Origin of the sequence: Aestuariirhabdus haliotis (assembly GCF_023509475.1) — a bacterium.
GTDB classification, from domain to species: Bacteria; Pseudomonadota; Gammaproteobacteria; order Pseudomonadales; family Aestuariirhabdaceae; genus Aestuariirhabdus; species Aestuariirhabdus haliotis.
On record NZ_JAKSDZ010000014.1, the window covers coordinates 11,548 to 30,497 of the forward strand.

Consider the following 18,950-nt stretch of genomic DNA (forward strand, 5'->3'; position numbering starts at 1 on the left):
GATGTCCGATACTGTTTTGCAACCCGGTTTTGCCGATCCGGTTCAGGGAGCGCAGCAGGCCTTTCGTAGCCTGCTTAAGGTGATGAGTGAACCGGGTATCATTCAGCCTTTGAATCAGAGTCGTGGATTGGATGGCCTCAGTGCCGCCAGTTTTACCGCTTGCCAAACGCTGCTCGACGCGACCACCAAGCTGTGGTTGTGCCCCGGCCTGAATACCGAATTGATCCGAACCAATCTGGGTTTTCATATCGGTTGTCCGCTGATTGAGGAGCCTGATCAGGCCGATTTTGTTTTGTCACTTCCGGGTCAGTTACCCGAGCTCAGTCAGCTCAAGGTAGGGAATGCGGAATACCCGGATCGTGGTTGCACAGTGTTGCTTCAAGTCGATGAATTATCCGCTGAGACTGGTCAGGGCGGTGTTAATGTACGCTTGTCCGGTCCAGGTATCGCTAGCGATCGCACGCTCAATATAAGGTCGCTGTGCGAGGCGTCGATCGATTATCTGCTGGAGCCTTCACATGTGTTTCCCCAGGGGCTCGACTTTATTCTGTTAGCGGATCAACAGGTCAGTGCGATTGTGCGTACAACACGTGTGGAGGTGGTCTGATGTACGTAGCGGTAAAAGGTGGCGAGCAAGCCATCGAGTCTGCCCATAAATTGCTGGCCAAGCGTCGCCGTGGCGATCTTGAGCACCCCGAACTTGATGTCAAACAGATAGAGCAACAGTTGTCGTTATCGGTCGATCGGGTGATGACCGAGGGTTCCGTCTACGATCCGGAGTTGGCCGCGTTGGCGATCAAGCAAGCCGCCGGTGATCTGGTCGAGGCCATTTTCTTGTTGCGGGCCTATCGTACAACCCTGACCCGTTTTGGTGCCAGCGAAGCGATTGATACCGGGTCCATGAAACTGGAGCGCCGCATATCGGCCACCTATAAGGATGTACCCGGAGGCCAGATTCTGGGATCAACGTTTGATTACACCCATCGTCTTCTTGATTTCAGCCTGATGGCCGAGGGTGAGTTTTCCGAAGAGGCTTATTTATCAGATCATGCTCATTTATCAGGCAATGCTCATTCATCAAGTCGTGCTCATTCATCACAGCCTGATTCTTCAGCAGAAAATGATTGTTCGTCATCTGTAGCCGGGGCAAGCATCGACTCACGGGTGATGGGTTTTCTGGAACGGGAAGGTTTGATGATTCCCGAGACGGATCGAGGTGAGACACCGGCGGATATAACCCAGGACCCGCCGACTTACCCAGCGGATCGTAGCGCACGCTTGCAGGGATTGGTTCGGGGGGATGAAGGTTTTCTGTTAGCCCTGGGCTATTCCACTCAGCGGGGCTATGGCCGTAATCATCCGTTTGCCGGTGAGATTCGCACCGGCGCCGTGGAGGTCTCTATCGTGCCCGAGGAGCTGGGCTTCGAAGTGGTGATCGGTGAGATTCAGCTCACTGAATGCGAGATGGTGAACGGTTTTACCCGCCACGAGGATGACAATGTCGCCTTTACCCGTGGCTATGGTCTCGGCTTTGGTCGCTGTGAGCGCAAGGCGATGGCGATGGCGCTGGTCGATCGTGCCTTGCAAGCGGCGGATTATGAGGAAGAGATTGTTTCCCCCGCTCAGCAGGAAGAGTTTGTCTTATCCCATTGTGACAATGTGGAAGCGGCGGGTTTTGTTTCTCACTTGAAATTACCCCATTACGTCGATTTCCAGTCGGAACTGGAATTGTTGCGGCGCATCCGTTCGGCGCAACCGCCTGCATCGAGCAAGGAGACTGAAGCATGAACCAGCAAGGAGTCCGTGAAGGGTACAACTTTGCTTATCTGGATGAGCAGACCAAGCGTATGATCCGCCGTGCTCTGCTCAAAGCGGTGGCGATTCCAGGTTATCAGGTACCCTTTGGCGGTCGGGAAATGCCGATGCCTTATGGTTGGGGCACCGGAGGAATGCAGCTGACGGCCGCGGTGATTGGTCAACAGGATTGTTTGAAAGTGATCGATCAGGGCGCGGACGATACCACCAATGCGGTCAGTATTCGGGCTTTTTTTCAGGACCTCACCGGGGTCCAGTGTACGGAAAAAACCGAGCGGGCCACGTTGATACAAACCCGTCATCGCGTACCGGAAAAACCGCTGAAGGAAGACCAGATTCTGATCTATCAGGTACCGATACCTGAACCCTTGCGTTTTATCGAACCCAGCGAAGTGGAAACCCGCAAGATGCATGCGCTTGAGGACTATGGGGTGATGCATATTAAATTGTACGAAGATATTGCCCAGTTTGGTCATATCTCAACAGCCTATGCCTATCCGGTATTGGTCAATAATCGTTATGTAATGGATCCCTCGCCGATTCCGAAATTTGACAATCCCAAGATGAATCGGTCGCCGGCGTTGCAGCTTTTTGGTGCGGGCCGGGAAAAACGACTCTATGCCGTTCCGCCCTATACCGAGGTCCGCAGCCTGGATTTTGAGGATCATCCGTTCGAAATACAGCGCTGGCAACATTGCTGTTCCATTTGTGGTGCCGATAACAGTTTCCTTGATGAGGTGATTATGGATGATCAGGGTGGGCACGAATTTATCTGTTCCGATACGGATTATTGCCGCACTCGACTGAATGAAAATGAGGTAACGTCATGAATGCAGAGCCCCTGTTGCAGGTGCGGGAACTGAGCAAACTCTATGCGCCGGGCAAAGGTTGTAGTGCGGTGAATTTTGATCTTCACCCGGGGGAGGTGCTTGGAATTGTAGGCGAATCGGGTTCGGGAAAGTCGACCCTGTTGAGCTGCCTGTCGGCTCGTTTGACGCCGGATTCGGGTTCTATCCTGTATCACAATCGTGATGGAGAAACGGTTGATTTATATAGTCTGAGTGAATCGCGTCAACGCCAGCTGCAACGTACGGAGTGGGGTATTGTGCACCAGCATGCCCGTGACGGTCTGCGCATGGGGGTTTCTGCCGGCGCCAATATCGGCGAGCGATTAATGGCGACCGGCGACCGTCATTACGGCCGCTTGCGCCAAACGGCACAGCGCTGGATGAACGATGTTGAACTCGATACCAATCGTATCGACGATAAACCCACTACCTATTCCGGTGGTATGCAACAACGCTTGCAGATTGCCCGTAATCTGGTGACCCATCCGCGGCTGGTGTTTATGGATGAGCCAACGGGAGGGCTGGATGTCTCGGTGCAGGCTCGACTGCTTGATCTGCTGCGGCAACTGGTGACCGAGTTGAACCTGGCGGTTGTGATTGTTACTCATGATTTGGCGGTGGCTCGTTTGTTGGCGCAAAGACTGATTGTGATGCGGCGCGGCCTGGTGGTGGAGAGCGGATTAACCGATCAGGTGCTCGATGATCCCCAGCATGCCTATACCCAGCTACTGGTTTCATCGGTACTGACTCCCTGAGCGAGAGATTATCAAATATGTCATCCATTCCAAGCCTGTCTATAGCCTCTACTGCGTCTTTACAGTCATCCCAAAAGGCAGCGATTCGAGTTGAGGGGCTAACCAAAATTTTTACCCTGCACAACCAGGGGGGTATTCGGTTGCCTGTTTTTGAAGGTGTTGATTTCACCGCGAACAGTGGTGAATGCACGGTGCTGTTTGGCGAAAGCGGTTCGGGTAAGAGCACCCTGTTGCGTTCCCTGTATGCCAACTACTTACCGACGGGCGGCCGGATTTATGTGCGCCATCGTGGCGAGATGGTGGCTTTAACCGAAGCTTCGAGCCAAACCCTGCTACAGATTCGTCACGAAACCATCGGTTATGTCAGCCAGTTTTTACGGGTGATTCCCCGGGTATCCACGCTGGATGTGGTATCGGAGCCGTTACGGGTTCGGGGTATCGAAACCGAGCAAGCCCACGCCAGAGCAGGGGAATTGCTGCAGCGATTGCATATTCCAGAGCGGCTTTGGTCGTTACCTCCGGGTACTTTTTCCGGCGGCGAACAGCAGCGGGTCAATATCGCTCGCGGTTTTATCAATGACTATCCGATCCTGTTACTGGACGAACCCACGGCGTCCCTCGACCACAATAACGCGGCCATTGTGGTCGAGTTGATCCGCCAGGCCCGGGATCGTGGGACCGCCATCGTTGGTATCTTTCACGATGCCGAAGTGCGTGAGCAGGTGGCCGATAGTCTCTTTCATGTTAATCCCGAGTCCAGAGCCGGGCTCAGTACACCTACAGGCGAGATACAATCATGATTCTTACCAATGCACAGATAGTGGCTGATAACGAAGTGATTCATGGTTCGGTTAGCATCCGTGATGGCCTGATTGACGCGGTGGATGCCGGTAATGTCAGTCTGCCCGGGGCGGTCGATTGCGCGGGTGGTTACCTGATGCCCGGTTTGGTCGAGCTGCATACCGACAATATGGAAAAGCATTTCACGCCGCGCCCCGGCGTCGCCTGGCCGGGATTGCAGGCGTTTAAAGTGCATGATGCGCAGATGATCAGTGCCGGTATCACGACGGTGTTCGATGCGATTTCCGTCGGCGATGTGATTGAGGGCAGTGAGCGCCTGAACAATCTGGCCCGTATGGCCGGAGCCCTGGACGAAAGCCGACAACGGGGGCTGTCCCGGGCCGATCACCTGCTGCATCTGCGTTGTGAAGTGAGTCATGCCGATACTCTGGAGAATTTTAACCGGCTACTGGAGCAGCATGCGCCGCAACTGGTATCGGTTATGGATCATTCTCCCGGACAGCGTCAGTTTGCCAATATCGACAAGTATCGTGAGTATTATCAAGGCAAGTACAAACTGTCCAATGAGGCGCTGGAAGCCTTTATCGAGCGCCAGACCGAGGCCAGCCGGCGCTACAGTGACAGCTATCGCAAGGCGATCTGCGAAACCTGCCTGAGCCATAATATTCCCCTGGCCAGCCACGACGATGCCACCGTCGAGCACGTGGACGAATCGGTCGGGCTGGGTATGGCCATCGCCGAGTTTCCCACCACCCATGAAGCGGCACGATCGGCTCATAACCATGGTATGGCGGTATTGATGGGGGCGCCCAACGTGGTGCGCGGTGGTTCCCATTCGGGCAATATTGCCGCCCATGACCTGGCCAGCCAGGGTTTGCTGGATATCCTGTCCAGCGATTATTATCCCGCCAGTTTACTGGATGCAGCCTTTCACTTGGCCAACGATGAGCGCAACGATTATGATCTGGCCACGGCTACTGCATTGATCAGCGTACGGCCGGCAGAAGCGGCCGGTTTGCACGATCGTGGGCGTATCGCGCCGGGCTTGAAGGCCGACTTGTTGTGGTGTGAAGCGGTGGATGATCATTCCCACATTCTTCATGTATGGAAGCATGGACAGCGGGTGTTTTAGACAGTATGGCGAATCTGTTTTATCTGATGGGGCCTTCGGGCAGTGGTAAGGATTCCTTGCTGGAGGGGTTGAGGCAACGGCTTAATGGCGGGTCTCCGGTGTTGTTTGCGCATCGCTATATCACCCGGCACTGGAAGGCGGGAGGAGAGAACCATATCGAACTGAGCCCACAGGAGTTTGATCAGCGCCTTCGATCAGGCCTGTTCAAAATGCACTGGCAAGCCAATGGCTGTCATTACGGCATCGGAACCGAAGTCGATGCCTGGTTGGCCAGCGGTCATTCGGTGATCGCCAATGGCTCCCGTGCCTCGTTGGCAGAGGCACAGCGTTGCTTTGGGGCGAAGTTGGTTCCGGTTCTGGTTGGCGTTGAACCACACCTGTTACGCCGCCGTTTACTGGCCCGAGGGCGCGAGAGCGCGGCGGAGATTGAGGCGCGAGTGTCACGCAGTCTTGAGCTGCAGCACCAGTTACAGCATCAGTTACAACAACAGCTGCCGGACCGCACCTTGCACTTACACAACAATGGCGCCTTGAGTGATGCCGTAACCGATCTGCATCATTTATTGCAGCAACATGTGCGAGAGGCTGTGAGTGTTTGAGATTGAGTTTCTGGGCACGGGGAATGCAGCCGGGGTTCCGGTCTGGGGTTGTGAATGCAGCGCTTGTGCGAACGCCGAACAGCTGCCCGGTCGGCGCCGCCGCAGTGCCTCCCTGGCGTTGCATACTCGCTCCGGGGTGACGTTGCTCGATGCCGGCCTGAGCGATCTGGCCCAGCGATTTCGCTTCGAACAGATTCGCGGCATTCTGTTAACGCATTTTCATATGGACCATGTGCAGGGTCTGTTTCATTTGCGCTGGAGTGAGAGTGAGCCAAAGCTACCGGTTTATCGTCCGGATGATCCAAAGGGTGCCGATGATCTTTACAAGCATCCGGGGGTGCTGGATTTTCAGCCGCCCTTGCAGCCCTTTGTTGAACTGGATCTGGGCGACTTCAGCATCGTACCGCTGCCGCTGTACCATTCCAGGGTCACTCTGGGGTACCTGATATGTCAGGGTGATTTCCGCATGGCCTATCTTACCGATACTGTCGAGCTGCCCGAGGAAACCCGGTGCTACCTGCAGCGCCAGTCATTGAATGGCGTTGTGCTCGATTGCAGCGAGCCGCCCCGGTCCACCCCGCCGCGTAATCACAATGACCTGAACTCGGCACTGGCCTGTTGGCGCTCGATCGGTGCCCCGCGGCTCTGGTTAACCCATATCAGCCATCGCCTGGACTGCTGGTTGCAGCAACCGGGTAACGATCTGCCCGAGGGTGTTCAGCTGGCCGCCGATGGCTTGCGTCTGACCTGTCACCAATTCCGTTGACAAGAACCCCGGTTTGACGCAGTGGCAGGGAGACTGTGCCCTGTGACCGCTCTGTCGAGCCTGAGCGGCCCCTCTGGCTGTGAATCATGGATTGTGTCTAAGGCCACGATCGGTGAAAATAGGCGCCAATTCCGATTCACACGACGGATTCCAGGATATCAAAATCAAATTGGCGCAACGCCTGAACGGGGCTCTGCGGCCCAATCCTGCTAATCCGTGGCTAACCTAGAAGACCCCTACTGATGTCAAACACGTCCATCTTGAATGATGTTGCGCGCCGAAGAACTTTCGCCATCATCTCCCACCCCGATGCGGGTAAAACCACCATTACCGAGAAGCTGCTCTTGCTCGGGCAGGCGATTCAGGTGGCGGGTTCGGTGAAAGGCAAGAAAGGTGATAAAGCCGCGACGTCGGATTGGATGACCATGGAGCAGCAGCGGGGTATCTCCATTACCTCATCGGTTATGCAGTTTCCCTACAAGGATCGAGTGGTCAATCTGCTTGATACTCCCGGGCACGAGGATTTCTCCGAGGATACCTATCGTACCCTGACCGCCGTCGATTCCTGCCTGATGGTGATCGATTCTGCCAAGGGTGTTGAGGCACGTACCCGTAAGCTGATGGAAGTGACCCGGCTGCGTGACACGCCAATCGTCACCTTTATGAACAAGCTCGACCGCGAAGTACGCGACCCAATGGAGCTGCTCGACGAAGTGGAAAACGAGTTGGGTATGCTCTGTGCTCCGGTGACCTGGCCGATTGGCTGCGGTAAGGAGTTCAAGGGGGTTTATCATATTGCTCGGAATGAAACCCTGCTTTACCAGTCGGGTATGGGGCATGCGATTCAGGATATTCGCACCATTGAAGGGCTCGATAATCCCCAGCTGGATGAAGCGGTGGGTGAGGAGCTGGCGGCCCAGTTGCGCGATGAGCTGGAACTGGTGATGGGCGCGTCCAACGAATTTGATCAGGAGCTGTTCCTGCTCGGTCAGCTGACGCCGGTCTTTTTTGGTACCGCGTTGGGCAATTTTGGTGTCGATCATATGCTCGACGGGCTAGTGGAATGGGCGCCTGCTCCGGTAGCGCGGGTGACAGATCTCAGGGAAGTATCGCCGACGGAGGAAAAATTCTCCGGCTTTGTGTTCAAGATCCAGGCGAACATGGACCCCAAGCACCGCGACCGTATCGCCTTTATGCGGGTATGCTCGGGCAAGTACAGCCGTGGCATGAAAATGAAACATGTGCGTATTGGTAAGGATATCAAAGTTGCCGATGCGGTGACCTTCCTGGCAGGGGATCGCGCCAATGTGGAAGAAGCGGTGTCCGGTGACATCATCGGCTTGCACAACCACGGTACGATCCAGATCGGTGATACCTTCACCGAGGGCGAGGCGCTCAAATATACTGGCATACCCCATTTTGCCCCGGAGCTGTTCAAACGTGTGCGCCTGAAAGATCCGCTCAAGATGAAGCAATTACAAAAAGGCTTGCAGCAGCTGTCAGAAGAGGGCTCCACCCAGCTCTTTATGCCACACCGCAACAATGACCTGATTGTTGGTGCGGTCGGGGTGCTGCAGTTTGAAGTGGTGGCTTATCGCCTTAAGGATGAATACAAGGTGGAATGCATCTACGAGCCGATCAGCGTTAATACCGCGCGTTGGGTCGAATGCGACGATGCCAAAATGCTGGAAGAGTTCAAGCGTAAAGCCAACGACAACCTGGCCATCGACGCCGGCGGCCACCTCACCTATCTGGCACCGACCCGGGTTAACCTGAGTCTGACCGAAGAACGCTGGCCGGATATTCGCTTCCGCGCCACGCGAGAGCACTGATTGCTCAAACGACCTGTTTGGGTTTCCTGCTCCGGGTCTCCGCAGACTGGCAAGCGCCAGTCTTGCAGTGATGTGTTTGTTTATTAGAAACGGTAGAGCCAGGACAGCAGTGTGGGTTCGGTACCCGGGTTAGGGGTGCCGATGCCGGCATTGGAGATATGGCCATATTCCAAACGTATCCGGTTGTTAACGGTCGCATCGTAGTTGAGCATCACTCGAGTATAAAACTGCACGTCATATCTCAATGCCCGTGATTCTTCGTCTTCATGGGCATAACCGCCGCTAAAACCCAGTCCCCAGGAAAACGGGTCAGCCAGTGGGAATTCTTTCACTCCGCCAAGGCCAATGTAATAGCCGGAGCGACTGATAAAAACGCCCTGGAGGGTGGGTCGTATGTCCCACCAATTTTCCAGCTCGGGAGCTTCGACAGTAAAGGAAGTGGCGAGCTTGTCGGCGCCATCCAGCGTATCAAACACACCACCGCCGATGCCGACATAGACGCCGTCGGCATACAACGAAGCTGAACTGAACAGGGCGCCGGCGGCGAGTAGTTGAAGGGATTTTTTTATCGAGCGTAAAGATACTATCGGCATAGCAGGTACAGTCCATGTAGGTTGTCTAGGAAACGCCTGTGATTATTTTTTTAGGACGCAAGCCCAATCTAACAAGCGAGTAAAATACCATCAAGGGGTTTTGTTGTTCATACGGCTATGGTCCAAGGACAGAGTAGCGACAGGGGTGGTGGGAAACTCAGAGAATATAAAAACTGTATAAAAAATAGTCATATTTGCGCTGCACCTCAGGTTGGCGGAGCGCAGTACTGGCCGCTCTACAGGCACAGAGGTGCCTTAAAATCGACGATGGGTCATTCTTTGTTAGTAATCAGGATCATGCTCTAATGAAGCAACAATGTAGTGATTGTGGGAGCATCCGGCGATGGGCTCAGGTGTTGAGGTTATCCCTTTTTCGCGATTATTAATCGCTTTTGTGCCTGTACTGCTGATGGTAGCAGTGCTTTTTATATGGTCACTCACCTGGAAGAATGCGCTCTATGCCGTGCTGCGAATGGTGGTGCAATTATTATTGATTGGTTACGCGCTGAACTTCCTGTTTGCTACCGATTCCTCCTTGTTGATTCTTGGTCTACTGCTGGTGATGGTGATTGCCTCGAGCTGGATCTCGCTCAATACGGTCGAGGGTCGGCGGCGGGAGTTACTGGCTCATGCGCTGGTGTCGATAGGCTTGGTTGGAGGATCAACATTGGCGCTGGTGACCCAGGGCGTGTTGGTACTGGATCCCTGGTACGAACCCCGCTTTCTGATTCCCATTGCGGGAATGATTTTTTCCAACGCCTTGACGGCGGTGAGCCTGGCGGCGGAACGTATGGTCGCTGAACAGCAGCGCGGAGTTCAACTGTCCAAGGCTCGCAGTATTGCACTGACGGCATCCTTGATTCCTATTACCAATGCCCTGTTTGCGGTTGGGTTGGTGGCTTTGCCGGGTATGATGACCGGACAAATATTGTCGGGAGTTTCCCCCCTGGTGGCCGTCAGGTATCAGATTCTGGTCATGTGTATGACTTATGGTGCGTCCGGTTTGGCGGCTGCGCTGTTTCTTTATCGCGGCTGGAAAGCTGAGGCGCAAAGGAATACCTGATCTTGAAATCGGTACCACCCTGTCGATTAGGCACCGGTTGGCATTGCGGAAAGTACCAGTGTGAACCTGTCTTAGGCTCGGTAATGTCTTATAGAAGCATTATCGGATTAGCGGCTATTATTATTTCAGGGCTAGGACAACGCTACTTTCCAAGGTGTTTCAATGAAGAAAACCGCACAGATATATTGTTTGGGTAATTACCGCCAGGTAGACACTGCCCACTGTGATATTACTTTCGTTGACTCTATTGAGAGCCTACCAGCGGACGTTGGTGGCTTGTTGCTATTATCGTTGTCCGCGGAGCAACAGGATTTAATCCTGAACCAGCTACATGCCTCTCATCGCTATTGGACCTGGCGAGTCTATGGTCTGGAAGACAGTGCGCGACTTTCGCTGATGGCCGATGGTTTATGGGATGAAGCCCTCTGCCTGGAAGACTACGAGCAGCATCAATCCAAATTAACGTTAATCCATAGTCCCGAGGAGGTAGATCCTCTATTGGGGTGGTTATGGCTGGATAATACTCGCAGTTTGATACCGGTCAAAAGTGGTGATACCCCATCGCTTTATAGCTATCCGTTGCTTGAAAGTATTCACCCGGATCTGGAATCCCCCTACCGCTATCTTATGTCGGAGATCAACCGAGAACTACTGGTGTCTGAACGCCTGGTTGATCGTGTTCGAGTCTGCGGTAACTGCCAGGGAGGACATCTTAACTATGTCGATGTTTGCCCGTCCTGCCATGACTTTGATATTGAATCGAGTCAGTCGCTGCACTGTTTTACCTGTGGTTATGTAGGCGCTCAGGATGAGTTTTTGCGCAGCACCAAACTTGAATGCCCAAAATGTCTGACCCAGTTACGGCATATTGGAGTGGACTATGACAAGCCGATCGAAACGCATCGTTGCAACAGTTGTCAGCAGCGTTTCGCCGAGGCGGAAACGCGAGTCAGTTGCTTTAGCTGTGATCATAAAAATGAGATATCCGATCTGATCGTAAGGCGCATTCATCAGTGCAAGATTGGTTATCAGGGGGATCATAGCATTCGTCATGGTCATCGACTGACAACGCCGGAATTAATGCTCAAGGGCAAAGTAGATGTGGCGTTTTTCAATAGCATACTGGTGTGGTCGAACAAGTTGGCCAAACGTTCCCAGGAGGAGCATTTGATACTTGGACTTTATCTGCCCCGGTTGGATGGTTATGGCAAACTGTATGGAGACGCCAAAATGTTTTCCTTAACGGAACAAATTGCCAGCCGTTTGAATGGTTTGTTTAGAGAAACCGATATTTGCTGCCAGGTCAGAAATGACATGCTGTTGGTACTGATGCCTCATGCCACAGAGCAATCGCTACCCGTTTTGCAGGAGAAAATTGAGAGTCTGGCGGCGTTGATTGAAGAGGATAATTTTTCTCTGAAAGTATTTGCCTGGAAACTACCCGATGAGAACCTGGCTGATGATGCTGCCCTGTGGATCCAGAATAAACTGATGGATGTGTATGCTCTCTGATAGCCTGGCTTTGATGGAATATATCTTCGGCATGGTAGTAGCCAATGCCGAATTGTGGCTATTGTTGCTGCCGATGCTGGTGATCATTGAGTTGCCCCTGGCGCTTGTTATTCTGATCGGTGTGTTTCGCTGGTCTGCACAGAATAGAGACGAACTGCCGGCTACTTATCCCGACATCAGTGTCGTAGTGACCTGTTACGGAGAGGGGGATGCGATCTGCATCACGTTGGATACGCTGGTTGCTCAGCTCTATCCTGGCAAAATCGAAGTGCTGGCCGTGGTCGATGGGGCGACGCAAAATCCCCATACTTATCAAGCGGCGATGAAATCGGCTCGGCAACATCAGGGGCTAGCGATGCGCAATATTCGTGTGATCCCGAAATGGCAACGGGGCGGTCGAGTATCCACGTTGAATGCCGGGCTGGCAGAAGCGTCGGGAGAGATTGTGATGAATGTCGACGGTGATACCTCTTTCGACAACGATATGGTGCTCAATATGCTCAAGCAATTCAGCGACCCGAATATGGTGGCTTCCGGCGGAGCGCTGCGGGTACGAAATTGGAACACCAACTTGCTGACGCGAATGCAGGCGCTGGAATACATGCTCTCGATGCAGGTCGGAAAAACCGGCCTGGCCAACCTTGGCGTTATCAATAATATTTCCGGTGCTTTTGGCGCTTTTAGAAAATCGGTGCTGCGGCAATTGGGTGGATGGGATACCCACACGGCTGAAGATCTTGATCTGACGATCCGCTTCAAGCAATACAAGCGTCGTTATCCAGCCATGAAGCTGGGCTTTACTCCCCATGCGGTGGGCCATACTGATGTGCCGGATACATTAATGGGGTTGATTGGACAACGCCTGAGGTGGGACGGTGATCTGCTGTTTATTTTTTTACGCAAGCATAAAAAGGGGTTAACTCCCCGGTTGTTGGGCTGGGGGAATTTTGTTTTTGTTCTGGTCTACGGGGTTTTGCAAAATGTGTTGCTGCCCTTGCTGATGGTCGTGTTTATGTTGTATCTGGTGGTGGCGTATCCCCTGAGTTTTGTGATGGCGCTAATGGCAATGTTGTATCTGCTCTATTTTTTAATCGGTGCCATGTTTTTTGTCCTGTATCTGTTGCTGGTTTCTGAACGCCCGAGCAGTGATTTTATGATGTTTGTCTGGTTGCTTTTCTATCCGGGCTATCAGTTTTTTATGCGATTGATTACCGCTTTTTCCATGATCAATGAAGTGGTTCGTCGTAGTCATGAGGAGTCGAGTATGGCTCCCTGGTGGGTGTTGAAACGGGGCAATAGATTCTAGCCATGAAAGTAGATTTTCACCTCGAGAAACAGAAAAAACCCACATCGGAGCAAGGTGTGAAGGTGGTCTATGGTCAGGCCAAACGAGGAGGTTACCGGCTGCGCTGGTATCTGACTCTGGCATTGGTTGTTAGCCCCTTATTAGTGATGGGGTATTATCTGTTTCGTAATTATGTGCTGGTGATTGCCCTGGGTGTGGTTACTACGGAACCGGTGACCATTACCGCTACCAACGATGGTATTGTTGATACTTTGCGCGTCGAACCGGGCGAGTCGATCGCAGAAAGCAGTGTATTGCTGACCATGAATAATGCCGTACTGGCGTCGGATATTCGTTTTTTGGAAGCCGAGCTAAGAAAGCTCGATAAGCGCCTGACCGATTCCACAGAAGAGGAACTTGTGGTTTATCAGCAGGCGATTGATGAAGCCAAAACCAACCTGGAGGTCATGGCCAGCATTCGAAAGCGCTATGATACCTACCGCTCCAGCGGCAAGGTATCCGATGTCGATTATGCGGCCATCATCAGTGTCCATAGCCAGGCTGAGCAGTTGGTGAATACCAAAACCGTTGATTACCAGCGTGCCCTGATAGATCGTCAAGTGAGCAAGGCAGCAGGGCCTGTGGCGCAGGCGCAACGGCAATTGATGGGCAATCTGGTGGTTAAAAAAGCCCAGTATGACAGCCTGACGATTGTGACGCCCTATGGCGGTAATATTGTCGATGTTCAGGTGGCAGTTGGCAGTCGAGTATTTATCGGAGATCCATTATTGACAGTATCGAGGCACATCGAACCCAAGGTGGTAGCTTACCTGAATCCTCGCTACCTGAATTCCGCCCGCCAGGGCAGCAAAGCGTCGGTCAAGTTTCCGGATGGTCGGCGTTATAGTGCGACGGTTACCGAAAAAGTGGAGATGACCAGTCGTTTACCAGCCCATTTGGCCAAGCCGTTTGAAGGGCAGCCAGCGCTATTAAAAGTGACACTCACCTTTGATCAGGCGTTGGAAAAAAATATGTGGGTCGAGAGTATTCCAGTCGAGGTGATTTTCTAGAGGCCAAGGTTCAACGAGGGTACCAGAACCACCAGGCGATCAGCACAATAATGCCCAGTCCGATAAGGTTGATGATCAAGCTCATAGTTGCTCCTTACACGCGGCTATGGATTCCGACGGGCGCCCGATTTGTAGATAACGCAGGCGGCTGGCATTGGTTACCACAGTTAATGACGACAACGACATGGCGACTCCTGCGATCACGGGGCTGAGCAAAACGCCAAACAGGGGGAACAAGGCGCCCGCAGCGACCGGAATGCCCAGGCTGTTATAGGCGAAAGCCCCCCACAGATTTTGTTTAATATTGCGCAGCGTTGCTCGGGAGAGTTCGATGGCGTGCGCAATGCCCTGAAGTGAACCTTTTACCAGGGTGATGTCGGCACTTTCCATGGCGATATCGGTCCCCGTGCCCATGGCAAAACCGACGTCAGCCTGCGCCAGGGCCGGCGCATCATTGATGCCGTCGCCGCACATTCCCACCCTTAATCCCTGTTGTTGTAGCTGCTGAATGGCGGCTAGTTTGTCGGCGGGTAAGAGTTCGGCCTGGAAACGAGTAATCGCCAATTCATGGGCAACGCTGGCGGCGTTACTGGCGCTATCGCCGGTGAGCATGATGACGTCAATGCCATCCTGGTGCAGGCGTTTGATAGCGGTTTTGGCGTCGGGTTTTATCGGGTCTTGAATGGTAAATCGGGCCATGGCTTGATCGTCGATGGCCAGGTAAACCCGGGTTCCGGTGGCTAATGGATCAGTATGGTCGAGCGTTGCCAAATCGATACGATTCTCGTTCATCAGGCGCTGATTGCCGAGCAGTAAGCGTTTGCCTGATGCACTGGTTCCGGCAACGCCCAGACCACTGAGAGCGGTGAAATCCGCCAATGACTGTTCTGGTTGCCTATCGTTGCCTGGTTGTTGATTACAATAGTCGATTAACGCCGATGCCAGTGGGTGTTCGGACGCTGACTCCAGCTGCCTGACCTGGGCGAGCAGCAGCTCGGTAGGCTGGGGTGACGGAAGAAAGTGAGCATCAATTACTTTCGGTGTGCCCATGGTCAGGGTTCCGGTTTTATCGACCACAATGACATCGAGTTCGCTGGCTTTTTGCAGGGCGTCACCATTACGGATCAGAATGCCGGATTCAGCAGCACGGCCTACACCAATCATGACTGAAATGGGCGTGGCCAATCCGAGGGCGCAGGGGCAAGCAATGATCAGCACGGTGGTGGCTGTTACCAGCATATGAACGGCGACCGGTTCCGGCCCAATATTGAACCAGATGAGGGCGGTGATCACGGCAATGATCATTACCGCAGGGACGAACACGGCGGAAACCTTATCTGCCAATTGGCTGATGGGCGGCTTGCTGTTTTGTGCCCGTTGCACCATGGCAATAATCTGGCCTAACAGGCTGTCGTTGCCGATGCGGGTTGCCCGATAGAGCAAGCTGCCCTTTTGATTCAGGGTGCCGGCCGACAATTTGTCGCCCTGGCGCTTGCTTACGGCCATGGGCTCGCCCGTTAGCATCGACTCATCAACATAGCTCTTACCTTCCAGTATATCGCCGTCCACCGGGATTTTTTCTCCGGGGCGAACCCGTAACCGGTCACCCAATTGAACCTGCTCCAGTGGCAGATCAAACTCCTGATCTTCGCGTATCACCCTGGCATAGGTTGGCTGCAGGTCCAGTAATCGCCTGAGTGCGGCGCTGGTTTTTCCGCGGGCTCGTATTTCCAGTGCCTGTCCCAGATTGATAAGCCCGATGATCATCGCGCTGGCTTCAAAGTACAGCGCCCGGGCTGCCGATGGCAGTATCTCGGGCATCAGAACGACGACCATGGAATAGAGCCAGGCGCTGCCGGTGCCGATCGCAATTAACAGATCCATATTGGCGCTGCGGTTGTGGATCGCATGCCATCCACCCTTAAAAAAATGACTTCCGGCGCCGACCAATACGGCCAGTGTCAACACTCCCACGATGCCCCAAAGCCATTGGTCGCTGTGGCTTTGAACGGTCATCTCAATAAAGAAGCCCGATAGCATAAGCGGTATGCCCAGCAGTAATCCTGCGGCGGCGTTTCGTACCCGGCGCTGGTATTCCTGTTGCTCCAGGGCTTGTTGTTGATTGTGCGCTTGCTGGCCGTCCCGGATGAGTTCGGCGCCATAACCTGAGGCCTTGATGGCATCGATCAGTCGTTGCGGTAACACCTCACCCTCAACGGAAGCTCGGCGGGTGGCAAAATTGACCTCTACCAGAGTAACGCCCTGAACACTGTGCAGAGCGTTGGTGATGCTGTTTACACAACCGGCGCAGGTGATTCCCTGCAGTGCCAGTTGCAGGGCAGGTGTCTTTGTCGAGTGTTGACGGGTGGTCTGTTGATCGCCCTCTGCTTCAGAGGGGCTTGCCGTGTCGGAGGCCTGAGCGTCGGGCTCGGGTAGATAATCCAGATCCTTTAACAGTGCCTTGATCCGGGCATCGTCGAGCTGGGAGTGAAGTTGCAGAGTCTGGGTGGTCAAATCCGCATCGAGGCAGGCATCGGGATCGAGTTGTTGTAACCGATCGCGGATTTTCTTCACGCAACCCTGACATTTGACGCCTTGCACTGGGATGTAACGGACCTGGTTGCGCAGCAGACTGGCTTTATAGCCAGCGGCTTCTATCAGTGCTTGCAGGCGAGCTGGAGTCAATTTTGATTGAATGCGAGCCTGCTGGTTGTTCAGGTCGATGTCCAGTTCTGAAGACGGCTGCTCCTGTTGCAAGCGCTGACGAATCTTGTTGACGCAATTATTGCAATGGAGGCCGTCCAGCTGCCAAAAGCTGACTTCATTCATTGGATGTCTCCTGCTGGTCGCTATCCCAATGTTCGATTAATCGACAAATGGTATGACCGTCCGGTAGGCCGTCGGGCATCTCTTGCCAACGATCCAGCGCGTTTTCCATTCGATGCAACAAGGTTTGAAGTTCCTCGATCTGCTGCCGCACTTTGGGCACCCGCTGGCTTAACAGATCTCGCACCATGGGGCAGGGGGAACTGGCACTGTGCTGGTGGTGCAGAATCTGCTCAATTTCTTGCAGACTGAATCCGAGAGTACGAGCCTGCTGGATAAAGCGCAGTTGGCGCAAGGCCTCTTGATTAAAGTGTTGATAGCCGTTGTCGGGATCTCGCGTGGACATCAATAGCCCCTTGCGAGCGTAAAAGCGCACGGTGTCCGTCGTGACATGGGCTGCCTCAGCAAGCTGTTTGACTCTCATACGGGTCCCCTGGAAGCGGAGTGATTGGAGTAGAGCTATCGCGATACCTTCAGTCTAAACCTATGTGTAACACACAGGTCAAGCGGTTGGCTTGATCTGTATTCGTTCGTTGCGAAAAGTGCCGTGACTATCGGTACAAGCTGGTTGTTTACGGAACCCTTACCATCCCTATAACCCGACTATAGGAAGTTGCGCATAGACTGGATCATGAAGACAGTAAACAAATAACCCATGAGGGAGAACGACAATGAAAATGCGTTGGTTAGTAGCACCGATCTTGTTAAGTGGCGCGGCGATGGTAATGGCACAGCCTGGTGGTTGGGGTGGCGGAAATATGGGCGGCCCTGGTATGCAGGATGGTCGTATGGGCAACTTTTTAGAGGCTCTGGACTTAACCGATGAGCAGAAGCAAAAAGCCAAAACCTACATGCAAGAGCGCCGCGCCGATGGTATGGCCAAGCGATTGGGGCTGGATGAGAAACAGCAACAGCAATTGGCCGATTTGATGGAGAAGAATCAGGCAGAGCGGACGGCCTTGATGGAAAAATACGGTTTTACCGATGAAAAACGTCAGGCATTCTATAAAGAGATGCGCACCATGCGCGATGCCCATAAAGATGCCATGAAAAATATTTTGACCGAAGAGCAGCAGGAGAAGATGGCGGCTCGCGGTGGCCGTGGCTCTAAAATGAAAGGTGGTCAAGGCGGTAAAGGTCATGGCATGGGAATGGGTGGTGGATACGGCATGAACGGTGGCTGTAATATGGATAATGGCTACGGGCCTCGCTGGTAAGAGGTGCGGGTTGAAATGTGCAATGGCATTCACTCCATCGTCTAACGGTGAGACACTTTCGTTAGAGTGAAATCAGGGAGCCTGAAAAGGCTCCCTGTTCGCGTGATGAACTTTAAGAGGTGGGCATAATGAGCCGGTTGCTGTTGGTGGACGATGATCGTGAGCTTTGCGAATTATTGGTGGAATACCTGGCCATTGAAGGCTTTGAGGTGGATGCTGTTCATGACGGTGAAGCTGGCGTTGATGCCGCATTAACGAATCAACACGATCTGGTGCTGCTGGATGTCACCTTGCCTCGCCTCAATGGTTTTGATGTTTTGAAACTAATACGCCGACAGTCGGCAATTCCGGTGCTGATGTTAACCGCCAGAGGTGATGACGTGGATCGCATTATCGGTTTGGAAATTGGCGCCGATGACTATCTGCCCAAACCCTATAATCATCGTGAACTGGTGGCTCGCATTAAGGCTATTTTGAGGCGGGGAGAGTTACGGCAGCAACCCGCTCGAGCAGAGACGAGTCAGCGTTTGCAGCTGGAGGATCTGGAACTCAACCTGGCCAATCATGAAGCGACGCTGGGTGGCCAGCCCCTGGAGCTTACGGCAACGGAATTTATCGTATTGCGAACGCTGCTGGAGCGTTCGGGACAGCTTATCTCCCGGGCAGAATTGACTGAACTGGCCCTCGATCGCCGCCTGGTTCAATACGATCGTGCGATCGATATGCACGTCAGTAACGTGCGCCGTAAATTGGGAAATAAACCCGATGGTAGCCCGCGCCTGAAAACAGTAAGAGGTTCAGGCTACTATTATATCGTCGATAGCAGTGCGCACTAA

At 53.4% G+C, this 18,950-nt stretch carries 18 protein-coding genes; 15 read left to right on the plus strand and 3 right to left on the minus strand.

Annotation, left to right across the window (positions count from 1 at the left end):
• The first annotated feature begins 1 nt into the window (after position 1).
• The 9 genes from phnH to prfC all read left to right on the plus strand — a co-directional run bounded on the left by phnH (position 2) and on the right by prfC (position 8,548).
• On the plus strand, positions 2-607 hold the full coding sequence (gene phnH, locus MIB40_RS10200) for a phosphonate C-P lyase system protein PhnH (protein ID WP_249693686.1): 606 nt from the start codon (positions 2-4) through the stop codon (positions 605-607).
• On the plus strand, positions 607-1,788 hold the full coding sequence (locus MIB40_RS10205; protein ID WP_249693689.1) for a carbon-phosphorus lyase complex subunit PhnI: 1,182 nt from the start codon (positions 607-609) through the stop codon (positions 1,786-1,788). The genes phnH and MIB40_RS10205 overlap by 1 nt, the downstream gene beginning before the upstream one ends.
• Positions 1,785-2,645, plus strand: a complete 861-nt coding sequence (locus MIB40_RS10210; protein WP_249693691.1) for an alpha-D-ribose 1-methylphosphonate 5-phosphate C-P-lyase PhnJ — start codon at positions 1,785-1,787, stop codon at positions 2,643-2,645. Before MIB40_RS10205 ends, MIB40_RS10210 begins: the two co-directional genes overlap by 4 nt.
• Positions 2,642-3,418, plus strand: a complete 777-nt coding sequence (gene phnK / locus MIB40_RS10215; RefSeq protein WP_249693701.1) for a phosphonate C-P lyase system protein PhnK — start codon at positions 2,642-2,644, stop codon at positions 3,416-3,418. Before MIB40_RS10210 ends, phnK begins: the two co-directional genes overlap by 4 nt.
• Before the next feature lie 17 nt (positions 3,419-3,435).
• Positions 3,436-4,218, plus strand: a complete 783-nt coding sequence (gene phnL, locus MIB40_RS10220; RefSeq protein ID WP_249693703.1) for a phosphonate C-P lyase system protein PhnL — start codon at positions 3,436-3,438, stop codon at positions 4,216-4,218.
• Positions 4,215-5,351 carry an alpha-D-ribose 1-methylphosphonate 5-triphosphate diphosphatase gene (phnM, locus tag MIB40_RS10225; protein WP_249693704.1) on the plus strand — a complete coding sequence of 379 codons (1,137 nt, stop codon included), beginning with the start codon at positions 4,215-4,217 and terminating at the stop codon, positions 5,349-5,351. The genes phnL and phnM overlap by 4 nt, the downstream gene beginning before the upstream one ends.
• Before the next feature lie 5 nt (positions 5,352-5,356).
• On the plus strand, positions 5,357-5,950 hold the full coding sequence (gene phnN / locus MIB40_RS10230; protein ID WP_249693706.1) for a ribose 1,5-bisphosphokinase: 594 nt from the start codon (positions 5,357-5,359) through the stop codon (positions 5,948-5,950).
• Positions 5,943-6,716 (plus strand): phosphonate metabolism protein PhnP, encoded by a 774-nt coding sequence (gene phnP, locus MIB40_RS10235; protein WP_249693708.1) that lies wholly within the window; start codon positions 5,943-5,945, stop codon positions 6,714-6,716. Before phnN ends, phnP begins: the two co-directional genes overlap by 8 nt.
• Before the next feature lie 242 nt (positions 6,717-6,958).
• Positions 6,959-8,548, plus strand: coding sequence for a peptide chain release factor 3 (prfC, locus tag MIB40_RS10240; RefSeq protein WP_249693710.1), 1,590 nt, complete (start codon positions 6,959-6,961; stop codon positions 8,546-8,548).
• Positions 8,549-8,631: 83 nt separating this feature from the next.
• On the opposite strand, the gene MIB40_RS10245 is transcribed toward prfC, so the two are convergent.
• The gene (locus MIB40_RS10245) at positions 8,632-9,141 is read right to left on the minus strand and encodes an acyloxyacyl hydrolase (RefSeq protein ID WP_249693712.1); all 510 of its coding nucleotides are present in this window, start codon (positions 9,139-9,141) and stop codon (positions 8,632-8,634) included.
• 343 nt (positions 9,142-9,484) lie between these two features.
• On the opposite strand from MIB40_RS10245, the gene MIB40_RS10250 reads away from it, so the two are divergent.
• The 4 genes from MIB40_RS10250 to MIB40_RS10265 all read left to right on the plus strand — a co-directional run bounded on the left by MIB40_RS10250 (position 9,485) and on the right by MIB40_RS10265 (position 14,071).
• Positions 9,485-10,204 (plus strand): ABC transporter permease, encoded by a 720-nt coding sequence (locus MIB40_RS10250; RefSeq protein ID WP_249693714.1) that lies wholly within the window; start codon positions 9,485-9,487, stop codon positions 10,202-10,204.
• Positions 10,205-10,366: 162 nt separating this feature from the next.
• Complete coding sequence (locus tag MIB40_RS10255; protein ID WP_249693716.1) at positions 10,367-11,716, plus strand: TackOD1 domain-containing metal-binding protein; 1,350 nt, start codon at positions 10,367-10,369, stop codon at positions 11,714-11,716.
• Positions 11,706-13,022 (plus strand): glycosyltransferase family 2 protein, encoded by a 1,317-nt coding sequence (locus tag MIB40_RS10260; RefSeq protein WP_249693722.1) that lies wholly within the window; start codon positions 11,706-11,708, stop codon positions 13,020-13,022. The genes MIB40_RS10255 and MIB40_RS10260 overlap by 11 nt, the downstream gene beginning before the upstream one ends.
• Positions 13,023-13,024: 2 nt before the next feature.
• Positions 13,025-14,071 carry an HlyD family secretion protein gene (locus tag MIB40_RS10265; protein ID WP_249693723.1) on the plus strand — a complete coding sequence of 349 codons (1,047 nt, stop codon included), beginning with the start codon at positions 13,025-13,027 and terminating at the stop codon, positions 14,069-14,071.
• An 81-nt stretch (positions 14,072-14,152) separates the two neighbouring features.
• Here the strand turns inward: MIB40_RS10265 and MIB40_RS10270 are convergent, their stop codons facing one another.
• Positions 14,153-16,900 (minus strand): heavy metal translocating P-type ATPase, encoded by a 2,748-nt coding sequence (locus tag MIB40_RS10270; protein ID WP_249693725.1) that lies wholly within the window; start codon positions 16,898-16,900, stop codon positions 14,153-14,155.
• Positions 16,893-17,321, minus strand: coding sequence for a MerR family transcriptional regulator (locus MIB40_RS10275; RefSeq protein WP_249693726.1), 429 nt, complete (start codon positions 17,319-17,321; stop codon positions 16,893-16,895). Before MIB40_RS10275 ends, MIB40_RS10270 begins: the two co-directional genes overlap by 8 nt.
• A gap of 247 nt (positions 17,322-17,568) precedes the next feature.
• On the opposite strand from MIB40_RS10275, the gene MIB40_RS10280 reads away from it, so the two are divergent.
• Together MIB40_RS10280 and MIB40_RS10285 are read left to right on the plus strand one after the other, a co-directional pair.
• On the plus strand, positions 17,569-18,114 hold the full coding sequence (locus MIB40_RS10280; protein WP_249693728.1) for a Spy/CpxP family protein refolding chaperone: 546 nt from the start codon (positions 17,569-17,571) through the stop codon (positions 18,112-18,114).
• A gap of 128 nt (positions 18,115-18,242) precedes the next feature.
• Positions 18,243-18,950: a response regulator gene (locus MIB40_RS10285; RefSeq protein WP_249693730.1), complete on the plus strand. Its 708-nt coding sequence runs from the start codon at positions 18,243-18,245 to the stop codon at positions 18,948-18,950.